The organism is Caldifarcimen microaerophilum (assembly GCF_055387105.1).
Window position 1 is genome coordinate 1,333,306 of record NZ_AP038914.1, and the last position, 16,651, is coordinate 1,349,956.

The following is a 16,651-nucleotide window of genomic DNA, read 5'->3' on the forward strand; positions in this document are numbered from 1 at the left end:
CCTTTCCGCCTATTGTACGCCCTTCCTCCCGTAGAGTCCCCTTCACCATCCCGTCTGAATTCCCCACTGGATTTTGAACACCGCCCGCCCGGTGTGGGAACGTCCTCGGAGCGTCCGGTTCACCGCCAGATACACCCCGGAAAGGTACGCCGGCTCCCACGCCACCACCAGGTTCAGGTTCCATCCGTCCTCTCCTGCACCTTCACACACCAGACGCCCGTCCCGGCAGGTTCGCTCCCAGGCCAGATAGGGTTTCACAAACAACCGGGGCGAAAGGGCCCACTCCCCGTACAGCTGAACCACCAGGGGATTCTGGCCCACCGCGGGCAGCCACACCCGGAAGGCCTCAAGGCCCGCATTGAGCCCGTAGGGCAGGCTTCTTCCCAGGGAAAACGCGGCATTGTAGGCCGCCTTCCCGCCATACCGCCCGAAGTCATACTGCACCTGCACCCGGTCCCATGTGCCTCCCTCCCGGTTCAGGTATACGCTGAAAAGGAGAAGGCGCGTGTCCGACAGGCCATATCCTTCCCGGAGATAGGCCAGGTCTTCCAGCGACACGCCGCCGCCCACCACCCAGGGATAGGGGCCCGCGAACCCTCCGATCCAGGCCTGACGGGAGAGCGCCTGGCCGGTGGACTTCACCCAGCGTCCGCGGAGGCTTCCGTTGAGACTGGCAAGCCACAGGGGGCGTTCCTGCACCGTCCAGGTCTGGTTGAACCAGACATCGCCCCGGACCATATCGTCAAAATAGAATTGGATCCGGTTGAGTTCCCCGAGAAACCCGGGATCCACCAGTTCCACATAGCCCCCGCCCTGGAAACCCATGAATGCGCTCCGCCACACTCCCACTTTCACATGGTTGCTCCGGCTAAGGAATTGTCGGGACACCTGCATATTGCCCGAAAGGCTCCATCGGGAGAGGGTCCAGGAAACATCCGCGGCCCCATAGGCCTCCCCGTTGTCACTCACGGCGCCGAACGTGCCCAGCGTGAGCGCCGGGGAAGGCCGGTACGTGTAGCGGAAAAGATCCGCATGGTAATATGCGGCGGTGTCGGTGATGAAGTTGGTTTGAAGGGCCAGGGCGATGAAGCTGGAGCGGGGGGTTGTGGCGTAGAACTTGGCGCCCCATTCGGGGAGATAGAAGTTCCTCGTGCGCACCAGGTCCCGGGGCTGGTCCAGAAAGGCCCGCCCTTCCACAAAGAACGGGCGCTTTTCCGGGTAGTTGACAGGAAGGAGCGAGAGGTCAAACTGCTGAATGTCCACGTCCACTTCCGAAAAGTCCGGGTACAGCGTGCCCTCAAACAGGCTTTCCTGCGAGCGGCGCGCCCGGAGGGTGAGCCCGGCCCGCAAACGGCTTTTTCGGAGGTCCGTCGTATCCGCCTCCAGACGAAGGGTGGGAATGGCAATGAGATGCAGCGTCCAGGGCCGCTGAATCCGGGAGAAGTCCATCTCCATTTCCGCAACCTGCGTGAAGTCCTCAAAGTTCTCCCGGGGCGTGAGGAGCTGGACGGCGCTGTTCGCATACACGATACGGGCGAAGTCCACGCCCCACGCGGTGCGGGCATAGGCCAGGTTCCGGAAAGGGATCTGCAGCAGCACCTCCCATCCCCACGGATGGATCCGGGTGTCCACGTGGACCTCCGTATCCCATTCGCCACCGCTGGAAAAGTCCGCATAGGCCCCCCGGGGATTCACGCTGATGAAATACAGATCTCCGCCCCGCCCGCTCGGCGCCAGGGCCACCGTGAACACATCTTCTTTGCCATACCGTATCCCCAGGGCATCCCGCCTGCGGGAAGGGGCATTGGGAGGTTTCATCTGATAACACCGGGCGTGGATCACCAGTTCCGAGGCGGTGTACCCGATGTGGACCACGGTGGAGTCCTCCGGGAAGGAGTCCCGGGTGGGGAAGACCTGGACCAGACGCACCGGGGTCCCCTTTTCGGCGACTTCCCGGGGATCCCCCAGATACGCCGGCCTGAGGGTGAGATGGGCAAGGACCATCATCCAGACCATCGTGAACCTCCGGGGTGCGAAGGATTTGGCTAAGATGCGTAATATACGACAAACGGGACCGGAGTGCTCCAGAAAATCAGGTCTGCTGATGATGGGTTATCCAGGGCCTTCATACCGTCTCACCAGGCGTTTCAGCCAGATCCGGCTCGCCCATATGTAAGCGAAAGGCAAGGGAAACAGCAAGATCAGGTATTCAGGATGGTGAAACGCTTCCACCGGAACGTTCGCAAGCCAGAGAAGGGGAATGCCCAGCAGGAAAAAGGCTTTCCAGAACGTGGAAGGAAGAATGTCAGCAGGATACGATCCATACGTGTAAAAGCTCTCCACCAGCGATCGCAACGTGTCCACACGAACCCAGAGAAGGGCAAGGCTTTCCACGAAAAGCGCCGTGGCATACCGCATCATCAACCCGAGAAACACCCCCACGCCAAAAAGCATCAGATTTTTCCAGTTCAGGATCCACGCAGAACGGGGCAAAGCGTACCCTGCAAGCAGGCATCCCACCAGTGCGGAGACCATACCTTCAAAAGACCATCGGCCGAGACTGATCATGACCTGAAGATCCACCGGGTAAAGCAACAGGCGATCCAGCGAACCTTCCCGGATATGCCTGGAAAAGTACCGGAGGTTGGGGGCGAAGAACGCCTGATACAAACCCTCCACCATCTGCAGGGTGCCCACAAGGACCAGGATCTGAGCGTAAGTCCATCCCCGAACGGTGGGGACATGTTGAAACAGGGCGTGGAAAAACACAAGGCTTGCAATCAACCAGGAAAGGTCCGAGGCGAGCCCAAGTCCGAAACTGACCCGGAACATGCTCCGTGCACGGAGATTCAGGACCATGTGTTTTCCAACCACCCGAAGTGTGCGCATTTCACCCCCCCGTTGCCGTATAGACCCGCAATCCCTTACGCCATATCATCCAGGCAAGAAGGACGCTTAGACCAAGCCATCCGGCGATCACAAGACCCACCTCCTGAGGAGCACGATTTCCGAGGGCCACCTGAATGGGATCATACACCATCCAGCGAAAAGGGAAAACGGCTGAAAGCCACGCGAGGGGTGCAGGAAGCAGGTCCAGAGGTATCACGAGTCCTGAAAGAAGGGGCACCGCCAGGTTCACGATCCGTTGAAGTCCCCACACATCTTCGAGAAAAAACGCGAGAAAACTCAGAAGCAAACTCAGCGTGATGCCCAGAAGCCATGCAGGGAAGAAAACAAGGAAAAAGCCGACCAGACCGTTCCAGGAAAGTGCCCAGTAAGAGCGAAAGCCCAGAACAAGGGCGAAGGTGATGGAGGTCACCACCATAAGATAGATGAGATGACCGCCGAGAAGAGAGAAGAAAGCGTACAGAGGGTAGGGGTAAGGGCGAAGGAGATGGGAAGAAAGCCCTCCCCATTTGATATCCTCGGCGATCTCTGCACGGACAGAGGGGAACGCAAAGTCATGGAGAAAAAGGGCAAGAACGTAGTACGTGACCAGTTCCGGAAGATGATAGGAACCGATGGTGTCTGTATTTCCTGTCACCGCTTTCCAGAAAAAAACTTGCAGGAAGAAGGGGAGGGCAATCACAAGGAAACTCAGCGCGAAATGGACGCGATAAGCGGAGAGGTCCCGGATGGTGAGGGTGAGGACCTTCCATCCCACCCGGAGTATGCGTAACCGGTCAGAGGTGAGCATGGTTTTCCTGCAAGAAGCGGGGAAGGACGATATCCAGTCCAGGATCTTCTTCCCGAATTTCGAGAAGCGTTCCTTCCTTCATCCACGTATCGATCTGTGCCTGAATGTTTTCCTTCTGGAGTTCGACACGTACATCGCGAATCTCTCCGCTGACGATGAGGCGTGCGCGGAGGATCCGCAGGTTCTGGAAAGGTCGGAGCAGATCCATCAGAGCGCCATCGAACAGGATCTGACCTTCGTGGATAAGAATCACACGGGAACACAGCGCTTCCACATCGGCAAGGATGTGGGTGGTGAGGAGGAAGGTTTTGCGGTGATCTCGATTGTATTCCCGAAGGAACGCCCGGATGGATTGCTGCGCAAGGATATCCAGACCGATGGTCGGTTCGTCGAGAAACACAACTTCCGGATCGTGGATCAGCGCGGCGATCAGTTCCATTTTCATCCGTTCTCCCAGGGAGAGGTTGCGCAGGGGTACATCCAGCAAGTCCTTCACCCGAAGACGTTCGGCCAGTTCATGGATTCTCCGGTTGAACGCCTGATCCGGGATGGCATAGATCTCTTTGAGGAGGGCGAAGCCGTCTTTTGGGGGAAGGTCCCACCAGAGCTGTTTTCGGCTCCCCATGACAAACCCGATACGGTGGAGAAAGGCGGGCTGGCGTTCCCAGGGAGTGTAGCCCAGAACCTGCACGGTTCCGGAGGTCGGATGGAGAACTCCGCTCAGGATTTTCAGGGTGGTGGTTTTCCCGGCGCCGTTGAGGCCGATATAGCCGACAAATTCCCCTTTCCGGACGGAAAAGGAAATTCCCCGGAGGGCAGAGATTTCCTCGTAGGAAGGGGCAAAAAGATCTTTCCAGAAGCCCTGGCTTTTCCGACGGCGGTAGATCTTGACCAGGTTGTCCACCCGGATGGCGACATCAGGTTCCATGGCTTCCTGAAAGGCGGGCATGGGTGGGTGTGAACGGAACCGTGTCACCGTGTCCCCTCCTCCCGATCCAGAAGGGGAAGGGTTTTCCCCTCGGGCGTGACGACGTATCCCGACAGGCGGTCACCTGAAAGCTCCAGGCGGAACCGCTCGGTTCCTTCGGGATCGTGCAGGGAGAACACCAGATCCCCCTGATCGGTGCGGGCCAGGGTGAGACGGGGAACGTGCCAGCGATCCCCGTAAGTTTGCTGGATCTCCTGCTCCACCGCCTTCCGCTGTTCGGGCGTGGACGCCTGCGCCATTTTCTGGATCAGCGCCTCAAACCCCTCCGGGTCCACCGGACGATCCACGAGATCAAACCGGACCCACCGTTTGCCGTTCAGCTCAGACACGCCAAGGATCAGCACCTCATTCTGGAGGTAGGGATCCACGCTCAACCGCCAGAACTGATGCCAGTCCTCTCCCTCTTTCCGGCCTCCCCACAGGAGTCCTCCCTGTTCCGTCCCCTCTTCGTTCAGGAAGAGAAAGCCGGCCGGGTCGAAGTCTCCACCGCCACTCCGCATCTCTGCAGGATAGAACTTTCCCCGGATCACCGGACCGGGGAGCTCTCTGCCGGCCGCCAGCACCAGCCGGGGGATATTGTGCTCGTCCACCAGGATCAGCTTCCGTAGGGTGAGATGGTGTTGCATACGACGGATCCGGTACAGGGCATAAGCCGAAAGTCCAGCAGACAGAAGGGCCAGGGCAAAAGCAAGAGCGATCCAGATCATCGGGGCACCTCCTGTGTGGTCACAGTCCCTTCCACCAGGAAGAAGACACCCGATGCGATTGCTTCAGGAATCACACGAGGACCTCCCACAACCCTCTTTTTCGGGGTCTCCACGGCGTTTCCGTTGGAAATGCTGTGGGGCAATTCTTCAGGGCCGGCGATCCCGTACACGTTGTCCCATCCCGCGGTTCGCTGGATGGTCCACAATCCGGATATGGATGGTGTCGCCTTGGGAGTTCGTGATGTCCATGCTTTCGCCCAGGCGGGGATCGTCCAGGAACTTGAGCAGTTGGTTGCGTTCCTCTGGAGAAAGTCCTTCGATTTCACCGTTTTTGAGCACGTTTCGGGCCACATCCAGATTGGCAAGAAGTCGAACGTTTTCCCCGTCGTTCTTTCCGGTCATTTCCAGACAGGGGCAGTGCATTTCAGGCGTTCCCATATACATGAGCACACGTTCAGAATCCCCTTCCACCCGGAAGAATCCGCCCCGGAAGGATCGGAGGGCGACCTTCAGGCTGTCCCAGTTGATGCGGGTGGCGCTGGTGTCTTCGCTTTTTTCCGCGAGGACCTTCAGGATGTCCATGCCCACTTCCATCCAGGCCAGGGGGATCTGGATGCGGGTGGTGTCGTCCGGTTCTTCGATCACAATGGTGAGATGGGTTTCTTCCTTCCCGGAGCGGCTTGTTTCACCCGTTCCCCCGCAGGCAAGGGCGGGGAAGAGGAGGGCCACCAGGCCCACGAGAGACACACGTTTCATGGCGTTTCCTCCTGATTCATGGAACTTTGCCCATCCGGGCGGTCACCTGCACGCCCTCTGCGGGTACCCTTACCAGCTTCACATCGCCCATATCCACCGAACCGCGTACCCTTTTCCCTTCCCGAACCCGGATGTCCCCCATGTTTACGGAAAAGGCAAGGTCCTGGACCCGGGTTGCGGTGAGGTCTCCCATGTTCAGCGCCACGTCCGCCTCCAGGATATCTTCCAGATCCACGTCCCCCATGTTGAGTTTCGCTTCCAGCATTCCGACGTTGTGTGCGGTGAGGTCTCCCATGTTGAGGGTGAGGGTGAGTTTCCGGAGGCGCGTTGCCTCCACGTGCCCCATGTTCACAGTGGCCACCAGCCGGGCGGTGTCTCCGCCCGTTACTGCAAGATTTCCCATGTTCACCGTGGTCTGGCCGGAGGCAGGGGTCAGCAGGGTGGCATCCCCCGCCCGGAGGATGAGGTCATAGGGCCGAGCGGGTCCGATGATCACCACCTGGATGCTGTCGGTTTCTTTCAGGGGAGGGCGGTGTTTTCCTCCGAAAAACCAGCCCAGCCAGCCGAAAGCGATCCGGAGACCCTCGATGAGCCCCGTTTTTCTTCGGTATCCCCGTTCGGCTCCCTCCATGTACACCCGGAGGGTCTCCTGCTCCAGGTGAACATCGTACGCCATGGTGTCCTCTCCGAGGACCACCCGATCCGGGAGGGTGTCGGGTTTGTGAATTTCCACCCGGATCAGGGTGTCTTCCCGGTGCCGGATCTCCACGTCTCCCACCGCCCAGATGACCTGGAGGCGCGCCACATCCCGGGCGGGGAAAGTGAAGACCTGACTCCAGGCAAGCAGCAACAGCCCCATCATGGCAGCCCTCCTGTGGGGAGTTCAAAACGGTAAAACCGTTGATGGACCTGGAGATACGGTTGCCCCGGATAGAAGCGAACAGCCCATGGGGTATAGTGACAGAGGAACGGCATAAAGAAAAAGGGCGGGAAGAACTTTCGGGGAGAAGAACAGGATTCCAGGGCGATTTCCGGAAGTTCAGGAAGTTCAAGGGCAAGCCATCCCTGAGGGGTGACCGCATAGAGCCGGGAGGGCGTGACCAGAAGGCTTTCCTCATTCACCGGGATCAGCAGGCTTTTTTCAAACATGAGGGTGGAACGCCGCGGAGGCACGACCCTGCGAAAGGTGAGCGTGCCCCTCCTGCATTCCGGAAGGATGCGCACGGAGGAGGGTACGGTGAACGTGGTCTCCCGCACCCCCTGATCGGAAAGGATGGCAAACCAGCGCTGATCCACGGAAGGGAAACTCAGGATGGCCTGTTCCCCGCAGATGCCGGCGGTGAAAGGGAGCGGATCGGTCACGAGGAAATCCGCAGACAACCCTCCTGGCGGAGAAAAGGGATAAATCCCGGAGGCGCAGATCCAGTACACGGTGTCCCTGAACGTGTCCCAGGGATAGTTCAGGAGGTATCCGGCGGGAAATTCTGCCAGGAGAAGGCTTCCCCGGGGAAAGCGCAGGGTGTCTTCTCCGGCGGAGACCCTCCACTGGTGATCCGCTTCAACAAAATCCAGATGGAGGAGCCATCCGTTTTTGGATAACAGAGTATCTCTGTGCTTCGCCACAGGAACCTGACGGGGGAAAACAGGGGGGCTGGAAGCCGGGTGATAGCGGACAGGAAAGGCGTCTGCAGGTGTGACCCGGATCCGGTGTTTGCGGGTTTTTTCGTTATCCCGGATTTCAAGGAGATGCCAGCCTGGAGGAAGATCCAGGGTGAGATGGTGGACGAAAGCCGTTTCGGGAAGGCGAACCGTCAGGGAACCGTCAACGGACAGCACGGCCGGGATGGGATTGAACGTGTCGGGGGTGATGGAGTAGGTCTTCATGAACAGGGGAAACTCCAGTGTCCATCCACCCCGTCCGCCCGCTGCCCCGACCACGACCTCCACGGGAGAGGTCACCCACGCCGAGTCCGGAGGTTCGAGGATCTTGACCTCCGTGTTGGTTTCGGGGACACCCAGAGCCACACAGGACAGGAGGAAATGGGCGGAAAGCACAATCAGCCCTGTTCGCCGCATCATGATGTTCACACCTCTGCCCGCCAGATGAAGAGTCCGAGCAGGCCTGCAGTCCACAGAAGGCCATAGACGCCCATGCCCAGGGCATATCCCAGTCCCGATTCGATCAGGTGGAACCTGTCAATTCCCACATCGAACACGCGAACCCACAGATCCATGAACCGGAACAGGCCATAGCCGTACGCCACAAACCCCAGAAGCACAACGAGCCCCCGGAAGCGGTTTACCAGCTTGCCGAACAGGGCATACAGGGCGGAGGCCCCGGACAGGAGCAACCCCATCAGGGCGAGGATCCCGGCAAATCGCAGGTGGATGGAGAGGACATTCTCGGCCTGGTATTTCTCAATGAGTTTCCGGGCTTCTTCCAGCGAACTCCCTGCGGATGTAACCTCCCTCATCACCACAAAGGCCACATACCGGTCCATGAGTTTCCAGGTGAGCAGGGCAAAGGCAAAGGTCAGGAAAGCGAAGAGAACGTAATGCACCAGGATTTTCACGGTGTAGGTCCACCCGCGGGGTACGGGGAGGGAAAAGAGGAAGGAAACGGTCTGCTCCCGCCATTCCCGCTGGAAACTGGCTCCCAGACCGAAGAAGAAGGTCATGGAGAGCACGGGGGCAAACACGAAGGGAATGAGCGCACTCCGGATGACGCCGGGCCGGACCACCACCCAGAGGTCCAGGAACAGCAGAACCAGGGCCACGGCTCCATAGAGCCGCATGTCCTCCCGGAATTCCTTCCAGGCCAGGGCCCGAAACTTTTGCCAGGTCATGCGTACACCTCCCGAAAGATCTCTTCCAGGGATTTGCCATAGGAAGCCCGGAGGTCGTCGGCGGCGCCGGAAAGGACAATCTCTCCTTCTTTGAGGAACATGACGTCGTCCAGAAAGGTTTCCACATCCCGGACCAGATGGGTGGAGATCAGGATGGTCTGTTCGCCGAACCGGTATTCCCGCAGGAGAAGATCCAGGATGTCCATCCGGGAGGCCGGGTCGATGCCGGAGAGGGGTTCGTCCAGGAGGAGGAGATCCGCGGGCCAGGCGAAGGCCAGGACGAGCTTCAGCCGGGCCCGCTGTCCTTTGGAGAGTTCCCCGATCCGCACGTCCGGGTGAAGGCGGACCCGGGAGAGGAGCTCCATGGCCTTGTCCATATCCCATCCCTCATAGAAGGCGCTCGCGAAGCGGAAGAGTTCGGGGATCCGCATCCAGCGATAAAAGGTGTCCACCTCCGGAAGATAGGCGATGCGGGCACGGGTTCGCCAGGACGGCGGTTTTCCGAACACGCGAACCTCCCCGCGGGTGGGTCGGGCCAGGCCCATGAGGATCCGGAACAGGGTGCTTTTGCCCGACCCGTTTTCCCCCAGGATCCCCACCACCTTCCCTTCGGGCACAGAGAAACTCACGTCCCGGAGGGCCCAGGTGTGGGGATATTTTTTCCACACGCTCTGAACCTCAATCACGGCCATGGGAATCCTCCTGGTTTTCAAGCAGGCGACAGAAGAGGAAGAGCCCGTCCGGACCGATCCCGAGATCGTTCAGGGTGGTGCGGACCTCCCGAGCCAGGTTCCGCAAAATGGCTTCCCGTTCCCGCTGGATGTCCTCGGGGGTGGCCTGAATAAAGGTGCCCTCGCCCCTCCGGGTCTGGACCCATCCCATCCGTTCCAGTTCCTGAATGGCCCGGGCGACCGTGTTGGGGTTCACCCGGAGTTCCTGGGCCAGAACCCGGATGGAGGGGAGCCGATCCCCTTCCTTCCAGACCCCCCGGATGGTCTCCCGGATCACCCATTCCACGATCTGCTGATAGATGGGCCGATCTTCTCGGAATTCCGCCATGTCCCGCTCCGGTTCAGTGTACTAATATGATAGTACACTATGACGGTGGGTTTGTCAAGGGCGGGAACCTGTCGGGGAGGAGGTGCGTCTATACCGGTGGACGAACCCAAAACGAACAGGAGGACAAACCATGAAACGCCGCACCATCCTGAGTCTGGCCCTCCTCCCCCTCCTCGCGGGCCTGGTGGCCTGCGAGAAGAAGGACGGCGCGGTCCTCTCGGATGAGGACGCCATCCAGGCGGCCGTGGAGGAAGACCTCTCCTTCCTCCTGGATGACCTGGGCAATCTGGTGAACGAGGATTCCACCTATGGCGGACTGGCCGCGGTGGGGCTCGCGTCACCCATCGAAGGCCAGCTCCGGGTGTGGTATCGCCGCATGGATCCCCGCACCCGCTCCCTGGACCTCCAGATCCATATCCAGAACGATACGGCCTGGGTGGACATCGGACGGCGTCACGAAGGAACCTTCAACCTGTGGTACAGCCCGCCCGGGGATACCGGTGCACCGGACACCCTGATTCGTTACAGCAAGCCTCTGGCGGACACCCTTTTCCGGGAGGTGATGCTGGTGCGCCGGGGTGCCCCCTCCGACCGGCACCGGGGCTGGCAGATCGAGGCCTACACCATCGGTCAGGGACACGCCCTTCCTTCCACGAATCTCCGGATCGACTCCGTGGTGGTCACCTTCTATGACAGCGTGACGGTGGAGGATGCGGACACCACCGATGGCCGGGTGGATCGGATCGTGTGCACCGGGAACGTCCTCCAGACCCTGGTGATCGAGGATCCCTCGGCGTGGATTTTCCGGGACAGCGTGCCCCGGGTGCCGGCCCGTTCCTGCGCCCAGGTGAAGCTCTACGGAAGCCCCGCCGGTGTGGCCCGGGCCTTTCTCCACTTCAACAACCGGGTGGACCGCCACGTTCGCCATCCCTTCGTCTGGGACGCGAACGAGAACGCCTGGGTGGGCCAGTGGTTCACGCCCTTCTTCATCCCCGGCACGTCCAACCGGTTCCACGTGGCCTTTGATCTGATTGCGGAGGAGTCCTTCACGGACGACGCGGCACCCTATGACGCCACCTTCTGGTTCATGCCCTACTGGGTGGTGGCGCCCTGAAGAGCGTGTCTGAAAATCGATGCGGGGCGGGGCCTGTGGCCCCGCCCCGCAGGTTTTTCACAAGGGGTTCACCCCCTCAGGGGGTTTTCTCTTTTTCCGTCGTTCCGGCCGGGAAGACCCGACGGGGATGGAGATAGCCGTATTTCAGGCCCAGGACGTCCAGGTATTTCGGGTCCTGAAGCAGTTCCAGACGGCTTTCATAGAAGATCCGCAGGCGATCCAGCCGGGCGATCTCCCGCTTCAGGGTGTGCATCCGCCACCAGGTGATGGCAAGCCCCGCCACCGCACCCACGGTGAAATACAACAACCACACCACCAGCACACCCCGGAGAAACCGGAGCATCACCGCCTCCGGATCAGGTCAAACCCCATATACTCGGCGTCTTCGCCCAGTTCCTCCTCGATCACCAGGAGGCGGTTGTATTTGGCAAGCCGGTCGGAGCGGGAGAGAGAACCGGTCTTGATCATACCGGTCCGGAGGGCGACGGCGAGGTCGGCGATGGTGGTGTCTTCTGTCTCCCCGGAGCGGTGGGACACCATGGCGCCATAGCCGTTGCGGAAGGCCATCTCCACCACCTCCACCGTCTCGGAAAGGGTGCCGATCTGGTTGGGTTTGATCAGGATGGCCGTGGCCACGCCGCCCGCGATTCCCCGGGCAAACCGTTCCGGGTTGGTCACGAACACGTCATCTCCCACAAGCTGAACCCGGTTCCCCAGGGCGTCCGTGAGGGCCTTCCAGGTCTCCCAGTCCTCCTCGGAGGCCGGATCCTCGATGCTCACCAGGGGATAGTTCGCCACGAGGTCTTCAAAAAACCAGATCCAGGCGTCCCGATCCAGACGCTTCCCTTCCATCCGGTAGTGCCCGTCGTCGAAGAGCTCCGTGGCGGCCACGTCCAGGGCCAGGGCGATGTCCTCCCCGGGACGGTATCCGCTCTGTTCAATGGCGGTGAGAAGGAGATCCAGCGCCTCCCGGGCGGAGGAGATCGGAGGGGCAAAACCCCCCTCATCCCCCACCGCCGTGGAAAGGCCTTTCTCTTTCAGGAGTTTCTTCAGGGTGTGGAACACCTCGGCGCCCCACCGGAGGGCTTCCCGGAAAGACGGCGCCCCACCCGGCACGATCATGAACTCCTGGATGTCCAGGGGGTTGTCCGCATGGGCCCCGCCGTTGATCACGTTCATGAACGGCGTGGGGAGGGTCCGTCCCCGTTCCCCGCCAATATACCGGTAGAGCGGGAGCCCCAGGGCGTTCGCCATGGCGTGGGCGGAGGCGAGGGACACCCCGAGGATGGCGTTGGCACCCAGCCGGGACTTGTTGGGGGTGCCGTCCAGGGCCCGGAGGATCCGGTCCACCTCAAAGAATCCGGAGACCTCCATCCCCACCAGGGCATCCCGGATCTCCCCGTTCACGTGGGCCACGGCTTTCAGGACGCCTTTGCCGTGAAACCGCTCATCCCCGTCCCGGAGTTCCAGAGCCTCAAAGGTCCCGGTGGAGGCACCGGAGGGCACCGACGCCCTTCCCCACCCCTCATCCAGATACACGTCCACCTGCACGGTGGGATTGCCCCGGGAATCCAGAATTTCCCGGGCTTCCACGTGCTCGATGAGAAACATGTTCCTCCTCCTGTCAGGAAACGGGTTTGAGCACCAGGGGCCGGTAGTCTTTCACCCCGCGGGGATCGGAGAGTTCCCGCTGGATGTCCCGGAGGAGGACCTGGAGAACGGTCTGGGCGTGACGGAGGGTGTAGCCCCGGAGGTCCAGGGTGGTGTCGGCCGGCGCCTCGTGGAGGGTTTTCTGGATGAGATAGACCGCCCGTTCCAGGGCGAAGGGTCCCTTCACCGTGCTGTCAGCCGGCAGGCCATAGATCAGGCTTGCAAGCTCCAGATCCAGTCCCAGTCCGGGCACGGGCTGGCGAAGCCGGAATTTGGGGGTGTGGACCACCTCCGGCCGATAGGCGGTGAGGGCTTCCTGCACGTCCTCAAAAGACTTTCCTTCCTCCAGGAGCTTCCGGGCCGAATCCATCAACGCGAGGGCTTTTTCCTTTTTGAGTTCCCGCACAAGATCCCGGACCACCCGGTCCTTCACGCTGTCCAGGGGAGGAATGCCGCCTGGGTCCACCTCCTTCAGGATGGCCACGGCGTAGCCACCGGAGAGCTCAAACACGGGGGAACGGTCCCCCACCTTCGCTCCGGCAAGCCAGGACAGCACGTCCGAACGGGCGCCGATCTGGGGGACATAGCCCCCATCCGGCGGAAAGAGGGGTGTGGTGAAGGTCCGGAAGCCCTTCTCTCCTGCCAGGCTGTCCAGGGCTTCAAGAGGGGTGGACTTCACAAACTCGGAAAGGGCGGTGTAGAGGCTTTCCCGGGTGGTGGAAGAGGGCTCCACGGCCACCGCAATGGCATACACCGCCACGCTGTCTTTCCCGCGGGGTTCGGCTCTGAACAGGGCATAACCCGGCGGGAAGGCCAGGGGTCCCACCATCTCACCCGGCCGGGCCAGGAGTTTTTCTTTCAGCGTGTCCGGAAGGGGGAGGGCGTCCCGGGCAAACACACCCATCAGGCCGTTCCGCTCTTTGAGCTGGGGCACTTCGGCGTAATACCGGGCCACCTCGCCAAAATCCCGCCCCTCCTTGAGCTCATCCAGAGCGGCCTGGATCTTCTCCCACGCCAGGGCGGAATCTTCGGGTGAGGGGGTGAAGGGGGCCTCCACAAGAAGCAGGCGGACCCGCTTTTTCTCCCGATAGCGTTCCCGGTTGCGGGTGTAATAGGCCTGGAGGTCTTCGTCGGTGTAGGAGACGGCCGAATCCGGCATCCGGTCATACACAAACCGGAACACCGACGCCTGCATCAGGGTGTTTTCCATCACCGCCCGGAACCGGAGCTCCTGGGGTCCATAACTCACGGCGGTGGCGAAATCCGTCCAGGTGATCTGCTGGGGAATCTCCTCCCGGAGGCGCATCTCGTAGTTCACGAAGAAGGGAGCGGCCTGCGGGTTCTGGAGGAGGGAGAGATAGGCCTGGTAATTGAAGCCGGTGGAATCCCAGAAGGTTGAGTCCTGCTGGATCTCCGGTGGGGGAATCCGGCGGATAAGTTCCAGCACGGTGGGATCGGACAGGGCCAGGCCCCGCTCCCGAACGAGTTTCTGGAGACGAACCCGGGTGAGCAGATCGGTCCACACCCCTTCGGCGATCCGGATCCGGTCGGCCGGTGTCACGTCCCGACCCCACGCCTTGGCCGAATCTTCAATGGCCTGCTGGAGCATCCGGGTGTAGATCTCATAGGTCACGGGTTCCCCCTCCACCTCCGCCACGATCCCCTGTTCATAGGGCTTGCCTCCCACGTTCAGCCGGAAGATGTCTGCGCCCAGTTCAAAGAGAATCCAGGCGACAAATCCCGCCATCACCACCCACAGGAAGGTTTTGGTCTGTTTGCGAAACCATCGCATCGTCATGCCCGTTTCCTCCTCCTTCTGCGCACAGGTTTGGGCGTTTCAGCCATCAGGTAGCGGTCAAACCACCCCTTGATTTCCTGCAGACGTTTTTCCCGGTTCAGGGGTCGTCCGGACCGGGAGAGTTCGTGGGATTCTCCCTCAAACCGGATGTAGCGGACGGTTTTTCCGAGCACCTTGAGGGCGACGAAAAGCTGGTCGGCCTGTTCCACCGGACAGCGGTAGTCCTCCTCGGAATGGATGATGAGGAGAGGCGTTTCCATCTGGGGGGCATAGGCGATGGGGGAGCGTTTCCAGAACTCCTCCAGGTTGTCCCAGGGAAGGCTTCCGACTTCCACCTTCGCGAAAAGCCAGCCGATGTCGGAGGTCCCCCAGAAGGAAAGGAAGTTGGAGATGCTCCGCTGGGTCACGGCCGCCTTGAACCGGTGGGTGTGGCCCACGATCCAGTTGGTCATGAACCCGCCATAGGAGCCTCCCGTCACCCCCAGACGGTCCGCATCCAGGTTTTTGTAGCGTTTGAGGGCGGCGTCCACGAATTCCATGAGGTCCTGATAGTCCCGCTCTCCGTAGTGCCGGGTGACCGCTCTGGCATAGTCCATCCCGAAACCGGCCGAACCCCGGGGATTGGTGAAGAGCACCGCATAGCCGTGGTGGGCCAGGAAGTGAAACTCAAAGATGAAGCTGTAACCATAGGTGGTGCGGGGTCCGCCGTGAATCTCAAGAATCGCCGGGATTTTTGAGGGTTTGCGGCCTTTGGGGAAGAGGACGAACCCGGTGATCTCCTGCCCATCGGATGCCTTGAAGGTGAACGCCTCCGGTTCGTGAAAGCCGAACTTCTGGACCACCTCGTCGTTGTAGTGGGTGAGCTGGATGGCCCGGGTTTTTCCGGGGGTGTAGAGATACACCTCGGTGGGGTGGGTGAAGTCCATCTGAGAAAGGAGAAGCCGGTCCCCGGACAGGGCAAGGCCCTCGATGGAGGCCCGGGGGGCATAGAGTTTCTGGAGGCTCCTGCTGTCGAGATCCAGGGCATACAGGGCGGAGGCCACCCCGTCCTGGATCACCATGAAGAAGCGTCGGTTTTTCCGATCCAGCACCACCTTGTGCCCGGCACCGCCCCGAACGTCGCTGTTCAAAGTGTTGCCGATGCTCCGGTCCAGGCCCTCCATCAGGTCCCGGGCCTCGCCCTTCGGATCCAGGAACCACAGGTGGGTGGGGGCGGCGAATTCGGCGCCTTCCAGCCGGGGGCTTCCGGCAAACACGATCCCGTCCTCCAGCCACCAGACCCGATCGATGTGTCCGTTCCAGTGGAGGACCTTGACGGGTTTGCGCCGTCCGCGCACCGAAAGGCGATACAGGTGGGTCACCCAGTCAATCATACCCGCATCGCCGTCCAGGTTACCCACCAGAAGGAGGTAGTTGCCGTCGGGACTGAAGGTGAGGGAGAAGAGGCTTCCGGGATAGGAAGACGTGAAGCGCCGGACGGCTTTCCGGGTCTCGAGATCCAGGATCACCACGTCCACTTCCTGGTCGTGGAGATAACCCCGGGTGTCCAGTTTGTGAAACAAGGTGTGGATCTCTTTGAAGGTGGGCCGGGGCTTTTTATCATTTTCCTTTCGCGGTTTCCGACCCACCAGAAGGGCCAGGGTTTTCCCGTCCGGACTGAAGGCGTGATCCATGATGCCACCTTCAGGCTCATACACCTTCTCCCGTTCTCCCGCCCGGTCCGGGGCGATGCGGTAGAGCACCGGGGGTTTGTTCTCCCCGTCTCTGGAGGAGAGAAAATACACCCATCTCCCTTCCGGATCCACAAAGGGGGCGAAGTCCCGGAAGGGACCGTCGGGCTGGGTGAGGGGACGGGTGGTGCGGTCCGTGAGATCCAGGAGTTCCAGGTGGGAGGGGTACCGGTTGTTCTCAAAGTCCAGGCGGGAGAGGGGGAACACCGCCCACCGCCCGCCGGGATCCGCCGCCACACCGCCCACCAGGCGGAAGGATGCAAGATCCCGAATCTGCACACGTCTTAAAGGCATGAAACGACCTCC

Annotated in this window: 16 protein-coding genes; 1 reads left to right on the forward strand and 15 read right to left on the reverse strand. The window is 60.9% G+C overall.

Annotated features, from left to right (window positions below):
* Positions 1-42: 42 nt before the first annotated feature.
* From AC6HU3_RS06200 to AC6HU3_RS06250, 11 genes are all read right to left on the reverse strand, one after another.
* On the reverse strand, positions 43-2,016 hold the full coding sequence (locus AC6HU3_RS06200; RefSeq protein ID WP_497472911.1) for a DOMON domain-containing protein: 1,974 nt from the start codon (positions 2,014-2,016) through the stop codon (positions 43-45).
* A 96-nt stretch (positions 2,017-2,112) separates the two neighbouring features.
* On the reverse strand, positions 2,113-2,889 hold the full coding sequence (locus AC6HU3_RS06205; protein ID WP_497472912.1) for an ABC transporter permease: 777 nt from the start codon (positions 2,887-2,889) through the stop codon (positions 2,113-2,115).
* Position 2,890: 1 nt separating this feature from the next.
* Complete coding sequence (locus tag AC6HU3_RS06210) at positions 2,891-3,697, reverse strand: ABC transporter permease (RefSeq protein WP_497472913.1); 807 nt, start codon at positions 3,695-3,697, stop codon at positions 2,891-2,893.
* On the reverse strand, positions 3,684-4,673 hold the full coding sequence (locus AC6HU3_RS06215) for an ABC transporter ATP-binding protein (protein ID WP_497472914.1): 990 nt from the start codon (positions 4,671-4,673) through the stop codon (positions 3,684-3,686). Before AC6HU3_RS06215 ends, AC6HU3_RS06210 begins: the two co-directional genes overlap by 14 nt.
* On the reverse strand, positions 4,670-5,392 hold the full coding sequence (locus AC6HU3_RS06220; RefSeq protein WP_497472915.1) for a hypothetical protein: 723 nt from the start codon (positions 5,390-5,392) through the stop codon (positions 4,670-4,672). The genes AC6HU3_RS06215 and AC6HU3_RS06220 overlap by 4 nt, the downstream gene beginning before the upstream one ends.
* Before the next feature lie 147 nt (positions 5,393-5,539).
* Positions 5,540-6,148: a hypothetical protein gene (locus AC6HU3_RS06225; protein ID WP_497472916.1), complete on the reverse strand. Its 609-nt coding sequence runs from the start codon at positions 6,146-6,148 to the stop codon at positions 5,540-5,542.
* A 16-nt stretch (positions 6,149-6,164) separates the two neighbouring features.
* Positions 6,165-7,010, reverse strand: a complete 846-nt coding sequence (locus AC6HU3_RS06230; RefSeq protein WP_497472917.1) for a DUF4097 family beta strand repeat-containing protein — start codon at positions 7,008-7,010, stop codon at positions 6,165-6,167.
* Positions 7,007-8,227 carry a hypothetical protein gene (locus AC6HU3_RS06235; RefSeq protein ID WP_497472918.1) on the reverse strand — a complete coding sequence of 407 codons (1,221 nt, stop codon included), beginning with the start codon at positions 8,225-8,227 and terminating at the stop codon, positions 7,007-7,009. Before AC6HU3_RS06235 ends, AC6HU3_RS06230 begins: the two co-directional genes overlap by 4 nt.
* Before the next feature lie 5 nt (positions 8,228-8,232).
* Positions 8,233-8,994 carry a hypothetical protein gene (locus tag AC6HU3_RS06240; RefSeq protein WP_497472919.1) on the reverse strand — a complete coding sequence of 254 codons (762 nt, stop codon included), beginning with the start codon at positions 8,992-8,994 and terminating at the stop codon, positions 8,233-8,235.
* A complete protein-coding gene (locus AC6HU3_RS06245; RefSeq protein WP_497472920.1) occupies positions 8,991-9,686 on the reverse strand; it encodes an ABC transporter ATP-binding protein in 696 nt (231 codons plus the stop codon). The genes AC6HU3_RS06240 and AC6HU3_RS06245 overlap by 4 nt, the downstream gene beginning before the upstream one ends.
* Positions 9,673-10,053: a GntR family transcriptional regulator gene (locus tag AC6HU3_RS06250; RefSeq protein WP_497472921.1), complete on the reverse strand. Its 381-nt coding sequence runs from the start codon at positions 10,051-10,053 to the stop codon at positions 9,673-9,675. Before AC6HU3_RS06250 ends, AC6HU3_RS06245 begins: the two co-directional genes overlap by 14 nt.
* Positions 10,054-10,183: 130 nt before the next feature.
* Here AC6HU3_RS06250 and AC6HU3_RS06255 point away from each other — a divergent pair, with 130 nt between their 5' ends.
* On the forward strand, positions 10,184-11,167 hold the full coding sequence (locus AC6HU3_RS06255) for a hypothetical protein (RefSeq protein ID WP_497472922.1): 984 nt from the start codon (positions 10,184-10,186) through the stop codon (positions 11,165-11,167).
* A gap of 76 nt (positions 11,168-11,243) precedes the next feature.
* Here the strand turns inward: AC6HU3_RS06255 and AC6HU3_RS06260 are convergent, their stop codons facing one another.
* The 4 genes from AC6HU3_RS06260 to AC6HU3_RS06275 are packed head-to-tail and all read right to left on the reverse strand — an operon-like array spanning position 11,244 to position 16,639.
* A complete protein-coding gene (locus tag AC6HU3_RS06260) occupies positions 11,244-11,510 on the reverse strand; it encodes a LapA family protein (RefSeq protein WP_497472923.1) in 267 nt (88 codons plus the stop codon).
* Positions 11,510-12,778, reverse strand: a complete 1,269-nt coding sequence (eno, locus tag AC6HU3_RS06265) for a phosphopyruvate hydratase (RefSeq protein ID WP_497472924.1) — start codon at positions 12,776-12,778, stop codon at positions 11,510-11,512. Before eno ends, AC6HU3_RS06260 begins: the two co-directional genes overlap by 1 nt.
* A 13-nt stretch (positions 12,779-12,791) precedes the next feature.
* On the reverse strand, positions 12,792-14,615 hold the full coding sequence (locus AC6HU3_RS06270; RefSeq protein WP_497472925.1) for a peptidyl-prolyl cis-trans isomerase: 1,824 nt from the start codon (positions 14,613-14,615) through the stop codon (positions 12,792-12,794).
* Positions 14,612-16,639 carry a S9 family peptidase gene (locus AC6HU3_RS06275; protein ID WP_497472926.1) on the reverse strand — a complete coding sequence of 676 codons (2,028 nt, stop codon included), beginning with the start codon at positions 16,637-16,639 and terminating at the stop codon, positions 14,612-14,614. The genes AC6HU3_RS06270 and AC6HU3_RS06275 overlap by 4 nt, the downstream gene beginning before the upstream one ends.
* Positions 16,640-16,651 lie beyond the last annotated feature (12 nt).

What these genes read in the sequence shown, in the direction of transcription:
- AC6HU3_RS06200 (WP_497472911.1), bottom strand. Translation starts at nt 2,016, where the DNA reads ATGGTCTGGATGATGGTCCTTGCCCATCTCACCCTCAGGCCGGCGTAT.
- AC6HU3_RS06205 (WP_497472912.1), bottom strand. Translation starts at nt 2,889, where the DNA reads ATGCGCACACTTCGGGTGGTTGGAAAACACATGGTCCTGAATCTCCGT.
- AC6HU3_RS06210 (WP_497472913.1), bottom strand. Translation starts at nt 3,697, where the DNA reads ATGCTCACCTCTGACCGGTTACGCATACTCCGGGTGGGATGGAAGGTC.
- AC6HU3_RS06220 (WP_497472915.1), bottom strand. Translation starts at nt 5,392, where the DNA reads ATGATCTGGATCGCTCTTGCTTTTGCCCTGGCCCTTCTGTCTGCTGGA.
- AC6HU3_RS06225 (WP_497472916.1), bottom strand. Translation starts at nt 6,148, where the DNA reads ATGAAACGTGTGTCTCTCGTGGGCCTGGTGGCCCTCCTCTTCCCCGCC.
- AC6HU3_RS06230 (WP_497472917.1), bottom strand. Translation starts at nt 7,010, where the DNA reads ATGATGGGGCTGTTGCTGCTTGCCTGGAGTCAGGTCTTCACTTTCCCC.
- AC6HU3_RS06235 (WP_497472918.1), bottom strand. Translation starts at nt 8,227, where the DNA reads ATGATGCGGCGAACAGGGCTGATTGTGCTTTCCGCCCATTTCCTCCTG.
- AC6HU3_RS06240 (WP_497472919.1), bottom strand. Translation starts at nt 8,994, where the DNA reads ATGACCTGGCAAAAGTTTCGGGCCCTGGCCTGGAAGGAATTCCGGGAG.
- AC6HU3_RS06245 (WP_497472920.1), bottom strand. Translation starts at nt 9,686, where the DNA reads ATGGCCGTGATTGAGGTTCAGAGCGTGTGGAAAAAATATCCCCACACC.
- AC6HU3_RS06250 (WP_497472921.1), bottom strand. Translation starts at nt 10,053, where the DNA reads ATGGCGGAATTCCGAGAAGATCGGCCCATCTATCAGCAGATCGTGGAA.
- AC6HU3_RS06255 (WP_497472922.1), top strand. Translation starts at nt 10,184, where the DNA reads ATGAAACGCCGCACCATCCTGAGTCTGGCCCTCCTCCCCCTCCTCGCG.
- AC6HU3_RS06260 (WP_497472923.1), bottom strand. Translation starts at nt 11,510, where the DNA reads ATGCTCCGGTTTCTCCGGGGTGTGCTGGTGGTGTGGTTGTTGTATTTC.
- eno (WP_497472924.1), bottom strand. Translation starts at nt 12,778, where the DNA reads ATGTTTCTCATCGAGCACGTGGAAGCCCGGGAAATTCTGGATTCCCGG.
- AC6HU3_RS06270 (WP_497472925.1), bottom strand. Translation starts at nt 14,615, where the DNA reads ATGACGATGCGATGGTTTCGCAAACAGACCAAAACCTTCCTGTGGGTG.
- AC6HU3_RS06275 (WP_497472926.1), bottom strand. Translation starts at nt 16,639, where the DNA reads ATGCCTTTAAGACGTGTGCAGATTCGGGATCTTGCATCCTTCCGCCTG.